Source organism: Pseudomonas sp. PAMC25584 (assembly GCF_058135675.1).
On record NZ_CM176870.1, the window covers coordinates 5,429,371 to 5,450,615 of the forward strand.

21 protein-coding genes are annotated in these 21,245 nt (G+C 61.8%); 7 read left to right on the plus strand and 14 right to left on the minus strand.

Annotated features, from left to right (window positions below; translation table 11 throughout):
* Nucleotides 1-5 precede the first annotated feature (5 nt).
* From leuS to ACS5Q8_RS25355, 5 genes are all read left to right on the plus strand, one after another.
* The gene (gene leuS, locus ACS5Q8_RS25335) at nucleotides 6-2,612 is read left to right on the plus strand and encodes a leucine--tRNA ligase (RefSeq protein ID WP_276195007.1); all 2,607 of its coding nucleotides are present in this window, start codon (nucleotides 6-8) and stop codon (nucleotides 2,610-2,612) included.
* Nucleotides 2,613-2,701: 89 nt separating this feature from the next.
* A complete protein-coding gene (locus tag ACS5Q8_RS25340) occupies nucleotides 2,702-3,307 on the plus strand; it encodes an LPS-assembly lipoprotein LptE (protein WP_426100556.1) in 606 nt (201 codons plus the stop codon).
* Between the two features lie 39 nt (nucleotides 3,308-3,346).
* Entirely contained in the window at nucleotides 3,347-4,384 is a 1,038-nt protein-coding gene (gene holA, locus ACS5Q8_RS25345; protein ID WP_046381932.1) for a DNA polymerase III subunit delta, read from the plus strand.
* A gap of 159 nt (nucleotides 4,385-4,543) precedes the next feature.
* Nucleotides 4,544-4,708, plus strand: a complete 165-nt coding sequence (gene arfA, locus ACS5Q8_RS25350) for an alternative ribosome rescue factor ArfA (protein ID WP_276195010.1) — start codon at nucleotides 4,544-4,546, stop codon at nucleotides 4,706-4,708.
* A 61-nt stretch (nucleotides 4,709-4,769) separates the two neighbouring features.
* Nucleotides 4,770-6,095, plus strand: coding sequence for a lytic murein transglycosylase (locus ACS5Q8_RS25355; RefSeq protein ID WP_276195011.1), 1,326 nt, complete (start codon nucleotides 4,770-4,772; stop codon nucleotides 6,093-6,095).
* 128 nt (nucleotides 6,096-6,223) lie between these two features.
* On the opposite strand, the gene ACS5Q8_RS25360 is transcribed toward ACS5Q8_RS25355, so the two are convergent.
* The 13 genes from ACS5Q8_RS25360 to ACS5Q8_RS25420 all read right to left on the minus strand — a co-directional run bounded on the left by ACS5Q8_RS25360 (nucleotide 6,224) and on the right by ACS5Q8_RS25420 (nucleotide 18,698).
* Complete coding sequence (locus ACS5Q8_RS25360) at nucleotides 6,224-7,144, minus strand: S66 peptidase family protein (RefSeq protein ID WP_443694038.1); 921 nt, start codon at nucleotides 7,142-7,144, stop codon at nucleotides 6,224-6,226.
* A gap of 151 nt (nucleotides 7,145-7,295) precedes the next feature.
* Nucleotides 7,296-8,297, minus strand: a complete 1,002-nt coding sequence (gene lipA / locus ACS5Q8_RS25365) for a lipoyl synthase (RefSeq protein WP_276198000.1) — start codon at nucleotides 8,295-8,297, stop codon at nucleotides 7,296-7,298.
* Between the two features lie 26 nt (nucleotides 8,298-8,323).
* Nucleotides 8,324-8,971, minus strand: coding sequence for a lipoyl(octanoyl) transferase LipB (gene lipB / locus ACS5Q8_RS25370; RefSeq protein WP_247398643.1), 648 nt, complete (start codon nucleotides 8,969-8,971; stop codon nucleotides 8,324-8,326).
* Nucleotides 8,971-9,246 (minus strand): DUF493 domain-containing protein, encoded by a 276-nt coding sequence (locus ACS5Q8_RS25375; protein WP_276195013.1) that lies wholly within the window; start codon nucleotides 9,244-9,246, stop codon nucleotides 8,971-8,973. Before ACS5Q8_RS25375 ends, lipB begins: the two co-directional genes overlap by 1 nt.
* An 85-nt stretch (nucleotides 9,247-9,331) precedes the next feature.
* A complete protein-coding gene (locus ACS5Q8_RS25380; RefSeq protein ID WP_046381929.1) occupies nucleotides 9,332-10,489 on the minus strand; it encodes a D-alanyl-D-alanine carboxypeptidase family protein in 1,158 nt (385 codons plus the stop codon).
* Between the two features lie 183 nt (nucleotides 10,490-10,672).
* Nucleotides 10,673-11,671 carry a septal ring lytic transglycosylase RlpA family protein gene (locus tag ACS5Q8_RS25385; RefSeq protein WP_276195014.1) on the minus strand — a complete coding sequence of 333 codons (999 nt, stop codon included), beginning with the start codon at nucleotides 11,669-11,671 and terminating at the stop codon, nucleotides 10,673-10,675.
* Nucleotides 11,671-12,681 carry a lytic murein transglycosylase B gene (gene mltB, locus ACS5Q8_RS25390; protein WP_276195015.1) on the minus strand — a complete coding sequence of 337 codons (1,011 nt, stop codon included), beginning with the start codon at nucleotides 12,679-12,681 and terminating at the stop codon, nucleotides 11,671-11,673. Before mltB ends, ACS5Q8_RS25385 begins: the two co-directional genes overlap by 1 nt.
* A gap of 17 nt (nucleotides 12,682-12,698) precedes the next feature.
* Nucleotides 12,699-13,802: a rod shape-determining protein RodA gene (gene rodA, locus ACS5Q8_RS25395; RefSeq protein ID WP_017848344.1), complete on the minus strand. Its 1,104-nt coding sequence runs from the start codon at nucleotides 13,800-13,802 to the stop codon at nucleotides 12,699-12,701.
* 31 nt (nucleotides 13,803-13,833) lie between these two features.
* The gene (mrdA, locus tag ACS5Q8_RS25400) at nucleotides 13,834-15,732 is read right to left on the minus strand and encodes a penicillin-binding protein 2 (RefSeq protein WP_276195016.1); all 1,899 of its coding nucleotides are present in this window, start codon (nucleotides 15,730-15,732) and stop codon (nucleotides 13,834-13,836) included.
* A gap of 15 nt (nucleotides 15,733-15,747) precedes the next feature.
* Entirely contained in the window at nucleotides 15,748-16,215 is a 468-nt protein-coding gene (rlmH, locus tag ACS5Q8_RS25405) for a 23S rRNA (pseudouridine(1915)-N(3))-methyltransferase RlmH (protein ID WP_003176297.1), read from the minus strand.
* 9 nt (nucleotides 16,216-16,224) lie between these two features.
* Nucleotides 16,225-16,719 carry a ribosome silencing factor gene (gene rsfS / locus ACS5Q8_RS25410; protein WP_058412893.1) on the minus strand — a complete coding sequence of 165 codons (495 nt, stop codon included), beginning with the start codon at nucleotides 16,717-16,719 and terminating at the stop codon, nucleotides 16,225-16,227.
* Nucleotides 16,720-16,788: 69 nt separating this feature from the next.
* A complete protein-coding gene (nadD, locus tag ACS5Q8_RS25415; RefSeq protein WP_253399436.1) occupies nucleotides 16,789-17,433 on the minus strand; it encodes a nicotinate-nucleotide adenylyltransferase in 645 nt (214 codons plus the stop codon).
* Entirely contained in the window at nucleotides 17,433-18,698 is a 1,266-nt protein-coding gene (locus tag ACS5Q8_RS25420) for a glutamate-5-semialdehyde dehydrogenase (protein WP_276195017.1), read from the minus strand. Before ACS5Q8_RS25420 ends, nadD begins: the two co-directional genes overlap by 1 nt.
* A gap of 174 nt (nucleotides 18,699-18,872) precedes the next feature.
* On the opposite strand from ACS5Q8_RS25420, the gene ACS5Q8_RS25425 reads away from it, so the two are divergent.
* Both ACS5Q8_RS25425 and ACS5Q8_RS25430 read left to right on the plus strand, forming a co-directional pair.
* Nucleotides 18,873-19,556, plus strand: coding sequence for a DNA-3-methyladenine glycosylase (locus ACS5Q8_RS25425; RefSeq protein WP_276195018.1), 684 nt, complete (start codon nucleotides 18,873-18,875; stop codon nucleotides 19,554-19,556).
* Between the two features lie 117 nt (nucleotides 19,557-19,673).
* Nucleotides 19,674-20,990 (plus strand): bifunctional DedA family/phosphatase PAP2 family protein, encoded by a 1,317-nt coding sequence (locus ACS5Q8_RS25430; protein ID WP_426100550.1) that lies wholly within the window; start codon nucleotides 19,674-19,676, stop codon nucleotides 20,988-20,990.
* Here ACS5Q8_RS25430 and ACS5Q8_RS25435 read toward each other — a convergent pair.
* Nucleotides 20,984-21,199: a hypothetical protein gene (locus tag ACS5Q8_RS25435; protein ID WP_443694049.1), complete on the minus strand. Its 216-nt coding sequence runs from the start codon at nucleotides 21,197-21,199 to the stop codon at nucleotides 20,984-20,986. The two genes, ACS5Q8_RS25430 and ACS5Q8_RS25435, sit on opposite strands and share 7 nt — an antisense overlap.
* Nucleotides 21,200-21,245 lie beyond the last annotated feature (46 nt).

Here is a 21,245-nt window from a genome sequence, read left to right on the forward strand (position 1 = left end):
TAGCCATGCACGAACAATATCAGCCCCGTGAAATAGAAAATGCCGCCCAATCTTTCTGGGACGAGCAAAAGTCCTTTGAAGTCAGTGAACAGCCAGGCAAGGAGACCTTCTATTGCCTATCGATGTTCCCTTACCCCAGCGGCAAGCTACACATGGGGCACGTGCGTAACTACACCATCGGCGACGTGATTTCCCGCTTCCAGCGCATGCAAGGCAAGAACGTCCTGCAACCCATGGGTTGGGACGCCTTCGGCATGCCGGCGGAAAACGCCGCGATGAAGAACAACGTAGCGCCCGCCAAGTGGACCTACGAGAACATCGCCTACATGAAGACCCAGCTGCGCAGCCTGGGCCTGGCGGTGGACTGGTCCCGCGAAGTGACCACCTGCAAGCCGGACTACTATCGCTGGGAACAATGGCTGTTCACCCGCCTGTTCGAAAAAGGCATGATCTACCGCAAGAACGGCACCGTGAACTGGGACCCGATCGACCAGACCGTGCTGGCCAACGAGCAGGTGATCGACGGTCGCGGCTGGCGTTCCGGCGCGCTGATCGAAAAGCGCGAAATTCCGATGTACTACTTCAAGATCACCGCCTACGCGGATGAACTCTTGTCGAGCCTCGACGACTTGCCGGGCTGGCCTGAACAGGTCAAGACCATGCAACGCAACTGGATCGGCAAATCCAAGGGCATGGAAGTGCAGTTCCCGTACAACGTCGATTCGATCGGCGAAGCGGGTGCCCTCAAAGTCTTCACCACCCGTCCGGACACCTTGATGGGCGCGACTTACGTCGCCGTCGCGGCTGAACACCCGCTGGCTAGCCGGGCCGCACAGAACAACCCTGAGCTGCAGGCGTTCATCGCCGAATGCAAAGGTGGCAGCGTGGCTGAAGCCGACGTCGCCACCCAGGAGAAAAAAGGCCTGCCGACCGGGCTGTTCGTCGAGCACCCGCTGACCGGCGAAAAACTGCCGGTGTGGGTCGCCAACTACGTGCTGATGCACTACGGCGATGGCGCAGTAATGGCTGTGCCGGCCCACGACGAACGCGATTTCGAATTCGCCACCCAGTACAACTTGCCGATCAAGTCCGTGGTGCGCACCAGCTCGGGCGACACCAACCCAGCCCCGTGGCAAGACGCCTACGGCGAGCACGGTGAGCTGATCAACTCTGGCGAGTTCGACGGCCTGGACTTCGTCGGTGCCTTCGACGCCATCGAAGTGGCGCTGATCAAGAAAAACCTCGGTGCCTCGCGCACCCAGTTCCGCCTGCGCGACTGGGGCATCAGCCGCCAGCGCTACTGGGGCTGCCCGATCCCGATCATCCACTGCGAGACCTGCGGTGACGTGCCGGTGCCGGAAGACCAGTTGCCGGTGATCCTGCCGGAAGACGTGGTGCCGGACGGCGCCGGTTCGCCTTTGGCGCGCATGCCCGAGTTCTACGCGTGCAACTGCCCGAAATGCGGCCAGCCTGCCAAGCGTGAAACCGACACCATGGACACCTTCGTCGAGTCCTCGTGGTACTACGCCCGTTACGCCTCGCCGCACTACGAGGGCGGCCTGGTCGAGAAATCGGCGGCCGACCACTGGTTGCCGGTGGATCAGTACATCGGCGGTATCGAACACGCCATTCTTCACCTGCTGTACGCGCGCTTCTTCCACAAGCTGATGCGCGACGAAGGCCTGGTCAGTTCCAACGAGCCGTTCAAGAACCTGCTGACCCAAGGCATGGTGATCGCCGAGACGTATTACCGTCGCGAAGCCAATGGCAGTTACACCTGGTTCAACCCGGCCGATGTCGAGCTCGAGCGCGACAGCAAAGCCAAGGTCATCAGCGCCAAGCTGATCGCCGACGGCCTGCCGGTGGAGATCGGTGGCACCGAGAAGATGGCCAAGTCGAAGAACAATGGCGTCGATCCGCAGTCGATGATCGACCAGTTCGGCGCCGACACCTGCCGCCTGTTCATGATGTTCGCCTCACCGCCTGACATGAGCGCCGAATGGTCCGACTCCGGCGTCGAGGGTTCGCACCGCTTCCTCAAGCGCGTCTGGCGCCTGGCGCACGCCCATGTCAGCCAGGGCCTGCCGGGCAAGCTGGACGTGGCCGCCTTGAGCGACGAGCAGAAAGTCATTCGCCGCAGCACCCACCTGGCCATCAAGCACGCCAGCCAGGATGTGGGCCAGAACCACAAGTTCAACACCGCCATCGCCCAGGTGATGACGCTGATGAACGTGCTGGAAAAAGCGCCACACGTCACCGAACAGGATCGTGCGCTGGTTCACGAAGGCCTCGAGGCGGTCACCCTGCTGCTGGCCCCGATCACGCCGCACATCAGTCATGAACTGTGGAACCGCCTGGGCCACAACGATGCCGTCATTGATGCCCGCTGGCCGGTGCAGGATGACAGCGCGCTGGTACAGGACACGCTGCAGTTGGTGATCCAAGTCAACGGCAAACTGCGCGGCCAGATCGACATGCCGGCCAGCGCCAGCCGCGAAGACGTCGAAGCAGCCGCGCGCTGCAACGAGAACGTGCTGCGCTTTACCGAAGGCCTGACGATCCGCAAAGTGATCGTGGTGCCGGGTAAACTGGTCAACATCGTCGCCAGCTAAATCGGATCGGGCGCAGGGCTTGAGCGCTGCGCCGAACTAAACCTTCAGGGCCTCGATAAGGCCCGCATGGTTTCAAGGGGAGCAATAAAATGATCAAACGCAACTTGCTGGTGATGGGCCTTGCTGTGCTGCTGAGCGCTTGCGGCTTCCAGCTGCGTGGTACCGGCACCAATGAACTGACCATCAAGGAATTGGACGTCAGCGCCCGCAACGCCTATGGCGAAACCGTTGTGCAACTGCGCGACACACTGGAAAACAGTGGCGTGCATGTCTACACCGGCGCGACCTACAAGCTGTTCCTGGCAGACGAGAAAGAAACCCAGCGTAACCTCAGCTACGCCAGCGCTGGCCGTGCGTCCGATATCGAGCTGAACACCTCGTTGGTTTTTGAAATGCAGGGCCGCGACCATCTGCCATTGATGGGTGACAAGATCGAAGTGCAAAAGGTCGTAAGCCACGATGGCAACAACCTGGTGGGCTCGGACTCGGAAATGACCCAGGTACGCAAAGAAATGCGTCGTGAGCTGGTCCAGCGCGTGATGCTGCGCCTGCAACAGCTGACGCCGGAAAAACTGGAACTCCTGCAACAAACCGCCGACAACAAGGCCAAGGCTGACGCCGATGCCCTGAAAGCCGCGCAAGAGTACGAAAACAACACGCCGAAACAATCGCCTGTTGAAGTCCCTGTAGAGTAAGCCAGACGGGGCGCCCCAGGCGCCCCGTTCATCTCGCCTATGAAACTCGCCCCCGCCCAACTCGCCAAACACCTGCAAGGTGCTCTCGCGCCTGTCTATATCGTCAGCGGTGATGACCCGTTGCTGTGCCAGGAAGCGGCAGACGCCATTCGCACCGCCGCACGCCAGCAAGGCTTCGACGAACGCCAGGTGTTCAGCGCCGACGCCAGTTTCGACTGGGGCACGCTGCTGCAAGCCGGCGCAAGCATGTCGCTGTTTGCCGAGAAACGCCTGCTGGAACTGCGTCTGCCGTCGGGCAAGCCTGGGGACAAGGGCGCGGCGGCCTTCATCGAGTACTGTTCGCGGCCTGCCGAAGACACGGTGTTACTGATCAGCCTGCCCAAGCTCGACGGCAGCGCGCAGAAAACCAAGTGGGGCAAAGCGCTGGTGGAAGGGGCACAGACCCAGTTCATCCAGATCTGGCCGGTGGACAGCAATCAGTTGCCGCAGTGGATTCGTCAGCGCCTGTCCCAATCCGGGCTGTCGGCCACGCAGGACGCCGTGGAGCTGATCGCCGCCCGCGTCGAAGGCAACCTGCTTGCCGCTGCCCAGGAGATCGAAAAGCTCAAGCTGATGGCCGAAGACGGGCAGATCACCGTCGAAACCGTGCAGGGCGCCGTGGCTGATAGCGCGCGCTTTGACGTGTTCGGGCTGGTGGATGCCATCCTCAACGGCGAGCCCGCCCACGCCCTGCGCATGCTCGAAGGGTTGCGCGGTGAAGGGGTGGAACCGCCGGTGATTCTCTGGGCCCTGGCCCGCGAGTTACGGGTACTGGCCAATATTGCACTGCAATACAGCCAGGGCACGCCGTTGGACAAATGCTTCAGCCAGGCCCGGCCGCCTGTCTGGGACAAGCGCAAACCACTGATGAGCAAAGCCCTGCAACGGCACTCGGCGCAACGCTGGGCGCAATTGTTGCTGGAGGCCCAGCGCATCGACGCACAAATCAAAGGCCAGGCAGCCGGTTCGCCGTGGATGAGCCTGAGTCGTTTGTCACTGTTGATGTCTGGCCAGCGCCTGACATTACCTGCCGAATAACGCCGCGCTTAAAAACACCGCAAAACCACTGTGGGAGGGGGCTTGCCCCTCCCACATGTTGGCTGTGTTTTCATTTCAAAAAACTTGTCAGGCTTTACAGCGGCCAGACTTCGGCAGATGATTTGCAGCGCTGCATCCCACCTGAAAAGAGTAACGATCATGAGCAAAAAGCCATCTAAGCATGGCCTCAACAAGGCCAAATCCATCATCGCCCAGCCACTGTTCCGCAGCCGTCAGGAACGCGCCGGCAAGGGCAAAGGCAGCTACCGCCGCGAAGCCTTCCAGTCTAATAGCTGGGAGGCTTCTTACTTTCTGGCTGCCTGAAGGCAAGCGGCCCTCCGGCATGATAAGGTCAGCACTTGATTTGTAATCCCTGGACCTGTGCATGCCCTCTCGTCTTTCCCGTCGTTGGCACCTTCGCCAATTGATCGCTGCCTCCAGCCTCATTCTGCTTGTCGCCTGCGCGGAAAAACCCACCGCCGCAGATGCTCAACCCCTGCCAACACTGTCGACCGCACCGGTCGTTGCGCCCGCTGTCGTGGCCCCGCTGGCCGTGGACAACCTGGACATCCAGCCCACCCAGACCTTTGCCGAATGGCAGGCCGGTTTCCGTGCGCAAGCCTTGGCGGCCGGGATTACGCCAGCCGTCTTTGATACGGCCTTCGCCAATATCACCCCGGACATGGCAGTGATCCGCGCCGACCGCAGCCAGCCGGAATTTTCCCGCCCGGTGTGGGAATACCTCGACGGCGCGCTGTCGCCAGTACGCGTGCGTAATGGCCAGGCACTGTTGATCAAGTACGCCGACACCCTGCAAAGCATCGAGCAACGTTATGGCGTCGACCGCCAGGCGCTCGTCTCGGTGTGGGGCATGGAGAGTAACTTCGGTCAGTTCCAGGGCAATAACTCGGTGATCCGCTCCCTGGCGACCCTGGCCTACGAAGGTCGGCGCCCAGCCTTTGCCCAGGCGCAATTGCTCGCGGCGCTGCAGATCATCCAGCACGGCGACATCCAGGCCGACCAAATGCGCGGCTCGTGGGCGGGCGCCATGGGCCAGACCCAGTTCATCCCGACCACCTACAACACCCACGCCGTGGACTTCGACGGCGACGGTCGCCGTGATATCTGGAACAGCCCGGCCGACGCCCTCGCCTCCACCGCGCATTACCTGCAAAGCTCCGGCTGGCAGAAAGGCCAGCCGTGGGGTTTCGAAGTCAAACAACTGCCGACCAACTTCGATTACGCCCTGGCCGACGGTGGCGTGCGCAAGACCGTCGCCGACTGGCTGAAACTGGGCATCCAATTGCCGCCGGGGGCGAGCATGCCGCCTAACGTCGACCAGCTCTCCGCCGCCCTGTTGCTGCCGGCGGGTTACCGTGGCCCGGCGTTTCTGGTGCTGGATAACTTCCGCGCAATCCTCAAGTACAACAACTCGTCGTCCTACGCATTGGCCGTTGGCCTGCTGTCGGAGCGCTTCGGCGGAAGCGGTGTGATTCGGGGCGATTGGCCGAAAGATGAACTGCCGCTGAGTCGTTCCCAGCGTATTGATCTGCAGACCGTACTCAGCACCAATGGCTATGACGCGGGCAACCCGGACGGGATTATCGGCGCTAACACGCGCAAGGCGATCCGTGCGGCGCAACAGTCACTGGGCTGGCCGGCGGATGGTTATCCGACGGTGAAATTGCTGGAGTCGTTGCAGAACCGTTAGATCGGCTTATGGCAACTACCGCTATCGGGGGCAAGCCCCCTCCCACATTTGACTGCATTTCAAAGGATGTACGCGGTCCAAATGTGGGAGGGAGCTTGCTCCCGATAGCGGTTTAGCAGACGACAGATTCAGGGGTTGAACACCACATCCTGCTCCAACACCACCCGCTGCTCCCCCGCATCCAACCGCACCCACGCCCCCATCGGCAGCGTCAGGTTCGGATCGCAATGCCCACTGCGCCAGCCGGACAGTACCGGGATGCGTAGCGGTTCGAAGGTCTGTTTCAGCAGCCGCTCCAACGCGGCGTTATCCACACCCGCCACATCCCCCACCAGCACACCCGCTACCTGGGCCAGCTTGCCGGCCAGGCGCAGATGCGTCAGCAAGCGGTCGATGCGGTAGATCGGCTCGTTGACGTCTTCGATAAACAGAATGATGCCCTCGGCATCGATTTCGTAGGACGTGCCCATCACCGCTGCGATCATCGACAGGTTGCCGCCGAGCAAGCGCCCACAGGCGATACCGGGCTCGATCGTGGTCAACGGGTAGGCTGCAGGGTGAGTCAGCACGCTGCCTGCGCCGAGCTGGCCACGCAGCATGTTGAACAGCGACGATTCGGTCGGTGGCTGCTTGTCGCCGAGCAGGTCGGCATTCAGCATCGGGCCGTGGAAGGTCACAAAACCGGCATAGCGGTTGATTGCCAGGTGCAACGCGGTGATGTCGCTATACCCCACAAATGGCTTGGGGTTGGCGCGCAGCAGGTCGAAGTCCAGGCGGTCCAGCAGGCGGGGCGTGCCGTAGCCGCCGCGCAGGCAGAAAATCGCATCAATCGCGGGGTCGGCGAAGGCGGCGTGCAGGTCGTGCAGGCGCACATCGTCGCTGCCAGCCAGGTAGCCGTCGCGTTCATATACACCCGCGAAGATGCGCAGCTCATAGCCACGGGCGCGCATCCATTGCCCGGCTTTTTCCACGTCCAGCGCGGCAGGGCCGGCGGGCGCGATCAGGCCAATGGTGGCTTCAGAACGCAATGCAGGTACGGCGGCGGTCATCCACGATTCTCCCTAATCAACGCGGAACGAAATGTGGGAGGGGGATTGCCCCCGATAGCGGTGGTTCAGTCACCAGAGGCAGTGACTGACACTCTGCAATCGGGGGCAAGCCCCCTCCCACATTGGACCTGCGGTGTTGCACAAATGCCTATCAGGAAACCAGGCTAGCCTTGACCAGCTTGGCCTGCTCGTCGGCGTGGTACGAGGAACGTACCAGCGGGCCCGACGCCACGTTCTTGAAGCCCATCTTGTAGCCTTCCTCGGCGAACCAGGCGAAGACGTCCGGGTGTACGAAACGCTGCACCGGCAAGTGGCTGCGGGACGGCTGCAGGTATTGGCCCAGGGTCAGCATGTCGATGTCGTGTTCGCGCATGCGCTGCATGACTTCGATCACTTCTTCGTCGGTTTCGCCCAGGCCCAGCATCAGGCCGGACTTGGTTGGGATGTGCGGCATCATCTGCTTGAATTTCTGCAGCAGGGTCAGCGACCACTGGTAGTCCGAACCTGGGCGCGCAGCCTTGTACAGGCGTGGCACGGTTTCCAGGTTGTGGTTGAACACATCCGGCGGCTCGGCGGCGGTGATTTCCAGCGCGACGTCCATGCGGCCACGGTAGTCCGGCACCAGGGTTTCGAGCATCACGTCCGGCGACAGCTTGCGGATTTCGCGGATGCAGTCGGCAAAGTGCTGGGCACCGCCGTCACGCAGGTCGTCGCGGTCGACCGAGGTGATCACTACGTACTTGAGCTTCAGGTCGGCGATGGCGATGGCCAGGCTTGCCGGCTCGTTGACGTCCAGCGGCTTCGGCCGGCCGTGGCCGACGTCGCAGAACGGGCAACGACGGGTGCAGATGTCACCCATGATCATGAAGGTGGCGGTGCCGCCGGAGAAGCATTCGCCCAGGTTCGGGCAGGACGCTTCTTCGCACACGCTGTGCAGCTTGTGCTTGCGCAGCAAAGCCTTGATCCGGTCGACTTCCGGCGAGACCGGGATGCGCACGCGAATCCAGTCAGGCTTTTTCGGCAGTTCGGTGGTCGGGATGATCTTGACCGGGATGCGTGCAACCTTGTCGGCGCCGCGCAGCTTGACGCCGGCTTCCACCTTGGCACGCGGGGCCGGGGCCGGACGCTCGGTGACGTCCAGCGTCGGGATCATGGTTTGCACTGCATCAGTAGTCATAGTCAGTCGATTCCGCCCGTAAGGGTCGTCTGCTCAGCATAGTCGAGGTGTTTGACGAGCTGCGCACGCAGCCGGGCACTTACCTCGGCAAATTTAATCGGTGTGGCGTGGTCGCTCAACTGGGTCATCGCCAACCCGGCATAACCGCACGGGTTGATACGCCGGAACGGCGCCAGGTCCATGTCCACATTCAGCGCCAGGCCATGAAACGAACAACCGTGGCGAATGCGCAGCCCCAGGGAGGCGATTTTCGCGCCATCCACATACACACCGGGCGCATCGGGCTTGGCCGTGGCGCTCACGCCGTAACTGGCCAACAGCTCGATCAGGCAAGCCTCCATGCGGTTCACCAGGTCGCGCACGCCAAACCCCAGCTTGCGCACGTCCAGCAGCAGATACGCCACCAGTTGACCGGGCCCATGGTAAGTCACTTGCCCCCCTCGGTCGACCTGCACCACCGGAATATCACCCGGAAGTAGTAGATGCTCGGCCTTGCCGGCCTGGCCCTGGGTGAACACCGGCGGGTGCTCCACCAGCCAGATTTCATCGGGAGCCGAGCTGCCGCGCTCGTTGGTGAAGCGCTGCATGGCGTGCCAGACGGGCTCGTAGTCCATCCGACCGAGCTCGCGAAAGCCCAGGACCTGTGGCATCACAGCACCATGTGTACGAAGCCGGTGGCCCGCAGTTCGCTGTTGATGTCGTAGAGCTGGTCTTGACCGATCGCAACGATGTGCAATTGGATCGTGGTGTACTTACCGTTGGTGCTCGAACGCTCATCCACACGGTTGTCGTTGATCGTCGCGTGTTTACGCACGATGTCGATAATCTTGTCCTTGTTGCCCACACCGGTATCGCTGATCACCTTGACGGGATAATCCGTCACCGGGAATTCGATCTTTGGCGCCTTTACTTCTTTATCGGTCATGGCGTAACAGCCTCGTAAGCGTAAGCCGTGGCGACGGGCAAAGCCCCGTGTCGGATCAACACGGGGCTTTGCAGGTGCACACTTATCAGTTGAACAAGCTGTAGAAGAATAGACGGATGCTATCCCACACGCGGCGGAAGATACCACCTTCGTCGACGGCGTCCAGGGCGATCAGGTCGGCACTGTGTACCACTTTATCGTCCAGTTTCACTTCGACCTTGCCGATCACGTCGCCCTTGGCGATTGGCGCAACCAGGTGCGGGTTCATGGTCATGCTGGCAGCGAGCTTTTTCAACTGGCCTTTAGGCATGGTCAGGGTCAGGTCTTCAGCCAGGCCGGCCTTGACTTGCGAGGTCGCGCCTTTCCATACCGGCGCGGTCGCCAGTTCAGCACCCTTCTGATAGAAGGTCTGGGTTTCGAAGAAGCGGAAACCGTAGGTCAGCAGTTTTTGCGTCTCGGCCGCACGGGCCTGCTCGCTGTTGGTGCCGAAGACCACGGCGATCAGGCGCTGGCCATCACGCACGGCGGACGACACCATGCAGTAGCCGGCTTCTTCGGTGTGACCGGTTTTCAGACCGTCAACGGTCTTGTCGCGCCACAGCAGCAGGTTGCGGTTAGGCTGCTTGATGTTGTTCCAGAAGAATTCCTTCTGGGAGTAGATCGCGTAGTGGACCGGGTCGACACGAATGATCGCGCGCGCCAGGATCGCCATGTCGTGAGCCGACGAGTAGTGCTCTGGGTTCGGCAGACCGGTCGGGTTCATGAAGTGGCTGTTGGTCATGCCCAGGTCGGCCACGGTTTTGTTCATCATGTCGGCGAACGCGTCTTCGCTGCCGGCGATGTGCTCGGACAGGGCGACGCTGGCGTCGTTACCGGACTGGATGATGATGCCGTGCAGCAGATCGCTGACCGTCACCTGCGAACCGACCTTGATGAACATCCGTGAACCGCCGGTGCGCCAGGCGTTTTCGCTGACAGTCACCGGGTCGTTTTCGCCGATCTGGCCGCGACGGATTTCCAGGGTCGCAATGTAGGCCGTCATCAGCTTGGTCAAGCTGGCGGGTGGCAGGCGCTGGTCACCGTTGTTTTCCACCAGCACGTTGCCACTGGCGGCATCCATGAGGACCCAGGCCTTGGCGGCCAGTTGCGGTGAAGCCGGCACCATTTCAACCGCCCAGGCGGCCGGGGTGATGATCAGCGAGATAAGCAGGCACGTGCGTTTGGCTAAGGTGATGATGTTCATCCGTCTCTCGAAATTACTTATGGAAACTTGCCCTCGCGGGCAAAACTTATTCAGACAGCCCGTTACCAGTCTGTCGCGTGTTCGGTTGCCTGCCCACCCCTTGCCCCTGGGTTTTATTGTTCAACGAGCCAACAACCAGGGCTCAGGCGCGCGCACGAACCTGAACCTTCAATCCTTTACGGTTTATTCGGCGCTGACCACGCTGGGTTGCCCCAGGTTGGCCAAACGCACGCTGTTCTGCACTTGCGCGACCTCGCTCGGCGAACCGATCGGGCCCATGCGCACGCGGTGCAAGGTCTGTTGATTGCGCACGATGGAGCTGATGAAGACCGGCGCATTGACCATGCCGCTCAGCTTGGACCTTAACAGCTCTGCCGCATCCGGGTTGGCGAAAGCGCCCACTTGCAGGTATTGCCCGCCAGCGGCCGAGGCCCCCGGCGCAGCGCGGGGCACGACGACCGTGTCAGGGGCGTGCTGTTGCGCAGGTGGCGTCCACTGCTCGATCTTGCCGGTCGACGCCGTCACTTGGGGTTGCGCGACCTGCGGCTCGTTGAGCATCAAGGGTGCCGGCTTACCACGCTGGGCCCAGTATTGCGCGGGGTCGATCCCTTCGACCTTGACCCGCGCGGTGCCGGTTTCGGCATAACCGAGTTTCTTCGCGGCAGCGTAGGACAAGTCGATGATCCGGTCCGAATAGAACGGCCCGCGATCGTTGACCCGCAGGATCACCGTGCGATTGTTGTCCAGGTTGGTCACGCGCACATAGCTGGGCAGCGGCAGGGTCTTGTGGGCCGCGCTCATGCCGTACAGGTCATAGACCTCGCCATTGGCCGTGTTCTGGCCGTGGAACTTGGTGCCGTACCACGACGCTGTACCCGACTGTACGTAGGTCTTGGAGTCCTGCAGCGGGAAGTAATTCTTGCCCAGCACGGTATAGGGGTTGGCCTTGTACGGGCCGGTGTGCAGGGTTGGCGTGGCATCCGGGATTTTCGACACGTCGACGTCCCACCACGGCGCACCGTCTTTATGCGCGCGGTTGATGTCCAGGCCCGGCTGGGAACGAACGGCGGCCCCCCCGGACTTTTGCGTCGGCGCGCGACTGGTGGAGCAACTGGCAACCAGCAAGGACAACGCGGCAAACGCCACCAGCTTGAGCGGTTTTTTCAACGGCGATGCCCGCATTACTTGTTGCCCCGTGCTTGGACCAGCATGTCAGACAGTTGATGCACGGCCATGGCGTACATCACACTGCGGTTATAACGCGTGATTGCGTAGAAATTCTTCAGGCCCATCCAGTATTCAGGGCCGTTTTCGCCTTCCAGGCGGAAAGCCGTAACCGGCATATCATCGCGCAGCGCATCATGACTTGACCAGCCCAGCGCCCGCAACTCCCCGACCGTCTTGGCCGGCTCGATACCCTGGGTCAGGCCTTCATCGGCGCGCTCACCGCTCACGTCGGCACGGCTGACCACCGGTTCGCCGCCCACCCAGCCATGGCGCTTGAAGTAGCTGGCCACGCTGCCGATGGCATCGTCCGGGTTGCTCCAGATATTGATATGGCCGTCGCCGTCAAAGTCCACCGCGTAGGCGCGAAAGCTGCTCGGCATAAACTGCGGCAAGCCCATCGCACCGGCGTAGGAGCCTTTGAGGGTCAGCGGGTCGACCTGTTCTTCGCGGGCCAGCAGCAGGAATTCGCGCAGTTCCTTACGGAAAAAATCGGCGCGGGGCGGGTAATCGAAGCCCAGGGTCGACAAGGCGTCGATTACCCGATAACTGCCGGTATTGCGCCCGTAGAAGGTTTCAATGCCAATGATCGAGACAATCACCTGGGCGGGCACGCCATATTCCTGCTCGGCGCGGGCCAGCACGGCTTCGTGCTCGCGCCAGAAGTCCACACCCCGTGCCACGCGGGCATCGGTCAGGAACATCGGGCGATAGTCCTTCCACTGCTTCACGCGTTCGGCCGGGCGGGAGATGGCGTCAAGGATCGCCTGCTTGCGCTGCGCCTCGCGGAACACGCCCATCAGCTGTTCACCGGCGAAGCCGTAGTCGCGGGTCATCTCACCGACGAACTCGGCGACTTGGGGCGAACCATCGTAGTCACCGGCCCGCGCCTCGTGCATGGCGCCCAGCAGCCCAATCAGGCTCATCCAGGACGCATGCCGAGTCGCCCAGCAGCGCATTACTTGCATTGACATCTTCACCTTATTCAAACCTGTGCGATCCATTTGCGATGCGTATGAATCGACATCAAAACCCCAAACGCTGACATCAATGTCACCAGCGAAGTTCCGCCGTAGCTAATGAACGGCAACGGCACCCCAACCACCGGCAACAGGCCACTGACCATACCGATGTTGACGAAAACGTAAACAAAAAAAGTCATGGTCAACGAACCCGCCAGCAATTTGCCGAACAACGTCTGCGCCTGCGCGGTGATCACCAGGCCACGACCAATCAACAGTAAATAGATCAACAGCAACGCGCAAATGCCCACCAGGCCGAACTCTTCGCCCATCACCGCAATAATGAAATCGGTGTGGCTCTCAGGCAAAAAGTCCAGGTGCGACTGGGTGCCCATCAGCCAGCCTTTGCCAAAGACACCGCCAGAACCGATGGCCGCCTTCGACTGGATGATGTTCCAGCCAGTACCCAGCGGATCGCTCTCCGGGTCGAGAAACGTGAGAATCCGCTGCTTCTGGTAGTCATGCATAAAGAAGAACCACATGGCCACGGCCACCGGCACGGCGGCGGCGAGCACGCTGAGAATCCAGCGCCAGCGCAAGCCGCCCATGAACAGCACGAACGCGCCGCCCGCCAGGATCAGCAGCGAGGTACCGAGGTCCGGCTGGCGCACGATGAGGATAAACGGCACGCCGATCAGGATCAGGCTGATCCCCACATGCTTGAGTTGCGGCGGCAAGGTGCGCTTGGACAAGTACCAGGCGATGGTCGCCGGCATCAAGATCTTCATGAATTCCGACGGTTGGAAGCGAATCACCCCCGGAATATTGATCCAGCGGGTCGCGCCCATGGCGTTGTGGCCCATCACGTCCACCACCACCAGCAGCAACACGCCGGCGACATACCCCAACGGCACCCAGCGCGCCATGAAACGCGGCTCCAACTGGGCAATCACCACCATCGACAACAGGCCCAGGCCGAACGACGACGCTTGCTTGATCAGCAGGTCCCAGTTCTTGCCGCTGGCCGAATACAGTACGAACAGGCTGCCGGCCGCCAGGGTCAGCAGCAGGATCAGCAACGGGCCATCAATGTGCATGCGCTGCAGCAATGTCGCGCGGCGACGCATCACATCCTCGCTGGAAAGGATGCGGTCAAAATTACTCTTCACTGGCCGTAACCTCGGTGCTTGAAGGGGGGCCGCCATATTCGGGCTTGAGCTTGCCGTCGTCGGTCAACAGCCAGGCATCCATCACTTGACGGACCACTGGCGCCGCGACGCCCGAACCGGACTCGCCGTTCTCGACCATCACGGCGACCACGATCTTAGGGTCGTCCGCCGGGGCGAAGCCGACAAACAAGGCGTGGTCGCGGTGGCGTTCCTGAACTTTGGAACGGTCATATTTTTCGCCTTGCTTGATCGCGACCACCTGGGCCGTACCGCTCTTGCCAGCAATGCGATATTGCGCCCCGATCGCCGCCTTGCGCGCCGTGCCCCGGGCGCCGTGCATCACCTGCTGCATGCCGTGGTTGACCTTGGTCCAGTCCGACGGGTCACGCAGCACAATGTCCGGAATCGGGTTTGCATCCACCGGCTTTTCGCCCTCGATGGTGCGGGCCAGGTGTGGCCGGTTCCAGATGCCTTTGTTGGCGACCAGTGCCGTGGCCTGGGCCAGTTGCAGCGGCGTGGCCTGCATGTAGCCCTGGCCGATGCCGAGGATCAGCGTCTCGCCGGGGAACCACGCCTGACGGCGGGTGGCACGTTTCCATTCGCGCGACGGCATCAGGCCGGGCGACTCTTCGAACATGTCCAGGGAGACTTTCTGACCGAGCCCGAACTTGCCCATGTAGGCCGACAGGCGATCGATCCCCAGCTTGTGGGCCAGGTCATAAAAATAGGTGTCGTTGGAACGCATGATTGCGGTGTCCAGGTCGACATAGCCGTCACCGGTGCGGTTCCAGTTACGGTATTTGTGATCGTAATTAGGCAGCATGTAATAGCCGGGGTCGAACACACGACTCGACGCCGTGACCACGCCCGCGTCCAGGCCGGCAATCGCCACCGCCGGCTTGATCGTCGAACCCGGCGGATACAGGCCGCGCAACACCCGGTTGAACAGCGGCCGGTCGATGGAATCGCGCAGCTCGGCGTAGGCCTTGAAGCTGATCCCCGTCACGAACAGGTTGGGGTCGAAACTGGGCTGGCTGACCATGGCCAGGACTTCGCCCGTATTCGGGTCCAGCGCCACCACAGCACCACGTCGCCCACCCAGGGCCATCTCGGCGGCTTCCTGCAGCTTGATGTCCAGGCTCAGCACAATGTCCTTGCCCGGCACCGGGTCGGTACGCTTGAGCACCCGCAGCACGCGGCCGCGAGCGTTGGTCTCGACCTCTTCGTAACCCACCTGGCCGTGCAGCTCGGGCTCGTAGAAGCGCTCGATGCCGGTCTTGCCGATATGGTGGGTGCCGCTGTAATTGACCGGGTCGAGGCTTTTCAGCTCTTTCTCGTTGATCCGCCCCATATAACCGACGGAGTGCGCGAAGTGCGGCCCTTGCGGGTAATGCCGCACCAGTTGCGCCACCACTTCCACGCCCGGCAGGCGGAACTGGTTCACCGCAATCCGGGCGATCTGCTCTTCGGTCAGCTCAAACAGGATCGGCACCGGCTCGAACGGCCGACGCCCCTGTTTCATGCGCTTTTCGAAGATCGCCCGGTCTTCCGGGGTCAGTTGCAGCACGTCGACGATCACATCGAGGACCTGCTGCCAGTCGCCGGAGCGTTCGCGGGTCATGCTCAGGCTGAAGCTGGGCCGGTTATCCGCGACCACCACGCCGTTGCGGTCGAAAATCAGGCCACGGGTCGGCGGAATCGGCTGCACATGCACCCGGTTGTTTTCCGACAGTGTGGAGTGATACTCGTACTGGATCACCTGCAGGAAATACAGGCGCGCAATCAACACCCCGATCAACGTCACCACCATGATCGCGCCAAAAACCACGCGCGCGCGTACCAGACGTGCGTCTTTCTCGTGGTCCTTGATGCGGATCGGCTGAGTCATCGGGAGGGGCGCAGACTATTTGTGGTAAGGGTGCCCGGACAGAACTGTCCAGGCGCGATACAGCTGTTCACCGATCAGAATCCTTACCAACGGGTGCGGCAACGTCAGCGCCGACAGCGACCAGCGTTGGTCCGCCCGCGCACAGACCTCCGGCGCCAGCCCCTCGGGGCCGCCGACCATGAAGTTGACAGTGCGCGAGTCCAGGCGCCAGCGATCCAGTTCAACCGCCAATTGCTCGGTGCTCCAGGGCTTGCCGTGGACTTCGAGGGTGACGATGCGCTCGTTGGGGCCGACCTTGGCCAGCATGGCTTCGCCTTCCTGACGGATAAAGCGAGCCACATCGGCGTTCTTGCCCCGGGTGTTGAGCGGTATTTCCACCAGCTCAAGCGACAGCTCGGCGGGCAGACGCTTGGCATATTCGTGCCAGCCTTCTTCCACCCACTTGGGCATGCGTGAACCGACAGCGATCAGACGCAGGCGCACAGCCGTTCCTTATTCCTGGTCTTTGTTGAGCTTGTCGAAGTGCGCATGGCCCACTTCAGGGTTGTGGTGCTTGCCATCCGCCGCGCGGCTCTGCTCGGCACCTTTCCACAAACGCTCCAGGTCGTAGAACTGACGGGCGTTGGAGGTCATCATGTGAACGATCACGTCGTCCATGTCCAGCAGCACCCAGTCGCTGTCGCCCTTGCCTTCTTCACCCAGCGGCTTCACGCCTTGGGCTTTGACGGCTTCGCGCACTTTGTCCAGCATCGCGCCGATCTGGCGGTTGGAGGTACCGGTGGCGATGATCATGAAGTCGGTGATGCTCTGCTTGTCGCGCACGTCCAGCACCTGGATGTCCTGGGCCTTGACGTCTTCCAGGGCAGCCACGGCGACTTTCACCAGCTCTTCGCCAGCCAGTTCCGGGCCAACATGGGCTTCAACCGGCAGTGGCGCGCTTTTGAAGGTGCCTTTGCGCTTAACTTTGCTTACGTCTTTGTTCGTCATATAAAACTCGTTTTGCTCGTATGTTCGGGCGCTCGCTGCACGATTGTTCGTGCGTTCAAGCGCGCCTTTTCAGTTCGACGCACGGTAAAGTCCGTGCGCATCGATGTAGGCCAGGACCGCGTCAGGCACCAGGAAACGTACCGACTTCCCGCTGGCCAGCAGTTGACGGATCTGGGTGGCGGACACCGCAAGCGGGGTCTGCCAGACGAATGCAATATTCCCGTTCGGCCCGGTCAGGGCCAAGGGGTCACTTACCGACCGCGCGGCCAGCAGGTTGCGCAAGGCATCCGGCGGTTCGCTGTCGGCATCCGGGCGTTGCAAAACCAGGATGTGGCAATGCTGGAGGAGTTCCTCCCAGCGATGCCAAGAGGGCAGGCCGCAAAATGCGTCCCAGCCCAAAAGCAGAAACAACTGGTCGTCCGCGGCCAACTCGGCACGCATCAGCTCCAGGGTGTCGACAGTGTAGGACGGTTTATCGCGCTTGAGCTCGCGGTCGTCCACCACCAACGGCGGTATGCCAGCGACGGCAAGGCGCACCATTTCCAGGCGCTGCTGCGCTGACACCTGCGGCGTATCGCGGTGCGGCGGCCGGGCATTGGGGATCACACGCAATTCGTCCAGCGCAAGGGCATCCGCGACTTCCAGGGCGCTGCGCAAATGGCCGATATGCACGGGGTCAAAAGTGCCGCCGAGCAACCCGATGCGTTTACCCATCAAGTGCGCACATGACCGTCGCCGAACACTACATACTTCTCGCTGGTCAGGCCTTCCAGGCCAACCGGGCCGCGTGCGTGGAGCTTGTCGGTGGAGATACCGATCTCCGCCCCCAGGCCATACTCGAAGCCGTCGGCAAAGCGCGTCGAGGCGTTGACCATCACCGAAGCGGAGTCCACTTCGGTGAGGAAACGCCGGGCATCGCTGAAATGCTCGGTAACAATGGCGTCGGTGTGCTTGGAGCCGTATTTGTTGATGTGTTCGATGGCCTGGTCAAGGTCGTCGACGATGCGGATCGACAGGATCGGCGCCGTGTACTCGGTGTACCAGTCTTGCTCGGTGGCTTCGATCACGTCCGCGCCGAGCAGCGCACGGGTACGCTCGCAACCACGCAGTTCAACACCCTTGTCGCGGTAGATGGCAGCCAGCGGCGGCAGCACGCGATCGGCAATGCCGGCGTGCACCAGCAGGGTTTCCATGGTGTTGCACGGGGCGTAACGGTGCGTCTTGGCGTTGTCGGCGATGCGGATCGCCTTGTCGATGTCGGCCGCGATGTCGATGTAAACGTGGCAGACGCCGTCCAGATGCTTGATCACCGGCACCTTGGCATCACGGCTGACGCGTTCGATCAGGCTCTTGCCACCGCGCGGCACGATCACGTCGACGAATTCCGGCATGGTGATCAGCGCGCCGACGGCGGCGCGGTCGGTGGTTTCCACCACTTGCACCACTTCGGCCGGCAACTCGGCCACGGCCAGGCCTTGCTGGATGCAGGCGGCAATCGCGCGATTGGAATGAATCGCCTCGGAACCGCCACGCAGGATGGTCGCGTTGCCGGACTTGAGGCACAGGCTCGCCGCATCGATGGTCACGTTCGGGCGCGACTCATAGATGATACCGATCACGCCCAGGGGCACGCGCATCTTGCCGACCTGAATGCCGGACGGCAGGTAACGCATATCGCGGATTTCACCGATGGGGTCAGGCAGCTTGGCGACCTGACGCAGGCCTTCGATCATGTCGTCGATACGCGCAGGGGTCAGCGCCAGGCGGTCGAGCAGCGCCGGCTCCAGGCCATTGGCGCGGCCGTGGGCCAGGTCCAGTTCGTTGGCGGCAGCCAACTCGGAGCGCGAAGCATCCAGAGCATCGGCGGCGGCCAACAAGGCGCGGTTCTTCTGTGCGGTGCTCGCACGGGCGATCAACCGCGAGGCCTGACGGGCAGCGCGACCCAGGCGGGTCATGTAGTCAAGAACGGACTCAGTCATGGTCAGGGAGTCTTGGCAAAGAGGAAAGCGGCAGATTATAGCTGTGACGCCGCCCGACTGACAGCGGTGAGGGGCGGATGGTCGAAATGAACTGTAAAAACCTGGGGTTCAGCCGTAATTAAGGTGGGAGTTGTTATTATTCCGTCACATTTAGCCGTATTTACCCTGAACGCCATGTCGAGTGTTACCTCCCAACTCCCCGCCAGCGCCCTGCCCGACCGCTTCTTCGACCGCGATGCGCAACTCCTTGCGCGGGAATTGCTCGGCAAAGTCATCCGCCATCGTGTCGGAGATATCTGGCTTTCGGCACGGATTATTGAAACCGAAGCGTATTACATGGCCGAAAAAGGCAGCCATGCCTCACTGGGCTACACAGAAAAGCGTAAGGCTTTGTTTCTGGATGGTGGGCATATCTATATGTACTACGCCCGTGGCGGCGATTCGCTGAACTTCAGCGCCCAAGGCCCGGGCAATGCGGTATTGATCAAATCCGCCTATCCCTGGGTCGATGACATCTGCGGCCCGGCGAGTTTGGCGCAGATGCTGCTGAACAACCCGGACGCCAATGGCGGCCCGCGCCCCTCGCAGAAGCTCTGCGCCGGCCAGACCTTGCTGTGCAAGGCGCTGGGCCTGAAAGTACCAATGTGGGATGCCAAGCGCTTCGAACAGGAGCGGCTCTATGTGGAAGACGTCGGCCAGGTGCCGATGCACATTATCCAGACCACTCGCCTGGGCATTCCCAGCGGCAGGGATGAACACTTGATGTACCGCTTCGTCGATGCTGGCTATGCGGCCTATTGCACGCGGAACCCGCTGCGCCGGGGCCAGGTAGAAGGCCGCGACTATTTTTTGCTTTGAAGGCTTGAACCGGTTGTTCCTGCTGGAAATGGCTACCTGCAACGCAACCGATCCTCTGTGGGCGCTGATCGTCGGTGGATTGCCAATTGAAAAAACTGCATAAGTGGAGTGGATTGTATGGGCCAATGGCTCGATAGCATCACCGTCTGGCTGACGCTGAACCCCCAATGGCTGGCGGCGGCGGTATTTATCGTCGCATGCATAGAATGCCTGGCCATTGCCGGGTTGATCGTGCCCGGCACGGTGCTGCTGTTCGCCATTGCCACGCTGGCCGGCAGCGGTGCACTGCCCCTGAGTGAAACCCTGCTGCTGGGTTTTCTCGGCGGCCTGTTAGGCGATGGGGTGTCCTACTTCCTGGGGCGACATTTCCACCAGAACATCCGGCGCCTGCCCGGCCTGCGGCATCACCCTGAATGGATGAACGGCGCAGAGACCTACTTCCACAAGTACGGCATCGCCAGCCTGCTGGTAGGGCGCTTCATCGGCCCATTGCGCCCCATGCTGCCGATGGTGGCCGGCATGTGCGACATGCCGTTCCCGCGCTTTGCTCTCGTCAGCATTGTCGCGGCGGCCAGTTGGACGGTCGCCTACCTGCTGCCGGGCTGGGCGACCGGCGCGGCCTTCCGCCTGCCATTGCCGGCGGGGTTCTGGCCCGAAGCGGGGATTGTCGCGGCATGCCTGGCGGTGTTGCTGGGGTTGAGTTTGAACAGCAGCCTGCGCGGCCATCGCCAGGCCACGTTGTGGACCGGTTGCGCCAGCCTGATCCTGTTGATCGCGCTGTTTATCGGCTACCCGCACCTCAACGACTTCGACCAGGGGCTGAGCACCCTGGTGCAGGAGCATCGTAGCGCCTGGCTGGACGAGACCATGGTGAGGCTCACTCAACTGGGCGAGTTCAAGAAGATGTTTGTCGCCAGCGCCCTGCTCACTGGCCTGTTGTTACTGGCACGACAATGGCGCCACGCATTGTTTGTCGGCGTCACGCTGGGCGGGGCCGCGCTGATCAATACCACCACCAAGCAATTTTTTGCCCGTGGTCGCCCGGAAATCCTCACTGACCCGCTGACCAGCTTCAGCATGCCCAGTGGCCACGCCTCCGGCGCATTCGCGTTTTTCCTGGCCTTGGCGGTACTGGCCGGGCGCGGGCAACCCACGCGCCTGCGCCTGACCTGGCTGCTGCTGGGCTGCATTCCCGCCGCATTCATCGCGCTGTCGCGGGTCTACCTCGGCGCCCACTGGCCCACCGACATCCTGGCCGGAACACTGCTGGCGATGACCGTCTGCGCATTGAGCCTGAGCGCGGTCCAATACCGCAGCCCGCTGCCACCCATGCCGCAGAAAGCCTGGTGGCTGGTATTGCCCGTCGTAGTGGCGGTGCTCGGTTTCATCGCCTTTACCGGCACCCCGCACGCGCTGCTCAGGTACGCCTACTGACCCTTGGCCGGACCGATCCAGTCAATTGGGGCGGTTCGACGCTCGATGCACCTTTCGCGCCGCTCCAGCAGCATTTCGTCGGCAATTTCTGCGCCGCGCTCGGCGATGTATTCCGGACTACGCATTGCATCCTGCGCAAGCAACTGCGAAGTAATGGTGACAAAAAAAACGTCCCAGGCCGCCTGCTCCGATTGCACTAGCCGAATCATGTTCATCCCCTGATCAGTGGTTGTGTGATCGGAAACTATTTCAGCC

Excerpts from the sequence above, each read along its gene's own strand:
- leuS (WP_276195007.1), top strand. The coding sequence starts at position 6 with ATGCACGAACAATATCAGCCCCGTGAAATAGAAAATGCCGCCCAATCT.
- ACS5Q8_RS25340 (WP_426100556.1), top strand. The coding sequence starts at position 2,702 with ATGATCAAACGCAACTTGCTGGTGATGGGCCTTGCTGTGCTGCTGAGC.
- holA (WP_046381932.1), top strand. The coding sequence starts at position 3,347 with ATGAAACTCGCCCCCGCCCAACTCGCCAAACACCTGCAAGGTGCTCTC.
- arfA (WP_276195010.1), top strand. The coding sequence starts at position 4,544 with ATGAGCAAAAAGCCATCTAAGCATGGCCTCAACAAGGCCAAATCCATC.
- ACS5Q8_RS25355 (WP_276195011.1), top strand. The coding sequence starts at position 4,770 with ATGCCCTCTCGTCTTTCCCGTCGTTGGCACCTTCGCCAATTGATCGCT.
- ACS5Q8_RS25360 (WP_443694038.1), bottom strand. The coding sequence starts at position 7,144 with ATGACCGCCGCCGTACCTGCATTGCGTTCTGAAGCCACCATTGGCCTG.
- lipA (WP_276198000.1), bottom strand. The coding sequence starts at position 8,297 with ATGATCCCGACGCTGGACGTCACCGAGCGTCCGGCCCCGGCCCCGCGT.
- lipB (WP_247398643.1), bottom strand. The coding sequence starts at position 8,971 with ATGCCACAGGTCCTGGGCTTTCGCGAGCTCGGTCGGATGGACTACGAG.
- ACS5Q8_RS25375 (WP_276195013.1), bottom strand. The coding sequence starts at position 9,246 with ATGACCGATAAAGAAGTAAAGGCGCCAAAGATCGAATTCCCGGTGACG.
- ACS5Q8_RS25380 (WP_046381929.1), bottom strand. The coding sequence starts at position 10,489 with ATGAACATCATCACCTTAGCCAAACGCACGTGCCTGCTTATCTCGCTG.
- ACS5Q8_RS25385 (WP_276195014.1), bottom strand. The coding sequence starts at position 11,671 with ATGCGGGCATCGCCGTTGAAAAAACCGCTCAAGCTGGTGGCGTTTGCC.
- mltB (WP_276195015.1), bottom strand. The coding sequence starts at position 12,681 with ATGCAAGTAATGCGCTGCTGGGCGACTCGGCATGCGTCCTGGATGAGC.
- rodA (WP_017848344.1), bottom strand. The coding sequence starts at position 13,802 with ATGCGTCGCCGCGCGACATTGCTGCAGCGCATGCACATTGATGGCCCG.
- mrdA (WP_276195016.1), bottom strand. The coding sequence starts at position 15,732 with ATGACTCAGCCGATCCGCATCAAGGACCACGAGAAAGACGCACGTCTG.
- rsfS (WP_058412893.1), bottom strand. The coding sequence starts at position 16,719 with ATGACGAACAAAGACGTAAGCAAAGTTAAGCGCAAAGGCACCTTCAAA.
- nadD (WP_253399436.1), bottom strand. The coding sequence starts at position 17,433 with ATGGGTAAACGCATCGGGTTGCTCGGCGGCACTTTTGACCCCGTGCAT.
- ACS5Q8_RS25420 (WP_276195017.1), bottom strand. The coding sequence starts at position 18,698 with ATGACTGAGTCCGTTCTTGACTACATGACCCGCCTGGGTCGCGCTGCC.
- ACS5Q8_RS25425 (WP_276195018.1), top strand. The coding sequence starts at position 18,873 with ATGTCGAGTGTTACCTCCCAACTCCCCGCCAGCGCCCTGCCCGACCGC.
- ACS5Q8_RS25430 (WP_426100550.1), top strand. The coding sequence starts at position 19,674 with ATGGGCCAATGGCTCGATAGCATCACCGTCTGGCTGACGCTGAACCCC.
- ACS5Q8_RS25435 (WP_443694049.1), bottom strand. The coding sequence starts at position 21,199 with ATGATTCGGCTAGTGCAATCGGAGCAGGCGGCCTGGGACGTTTTTTTT.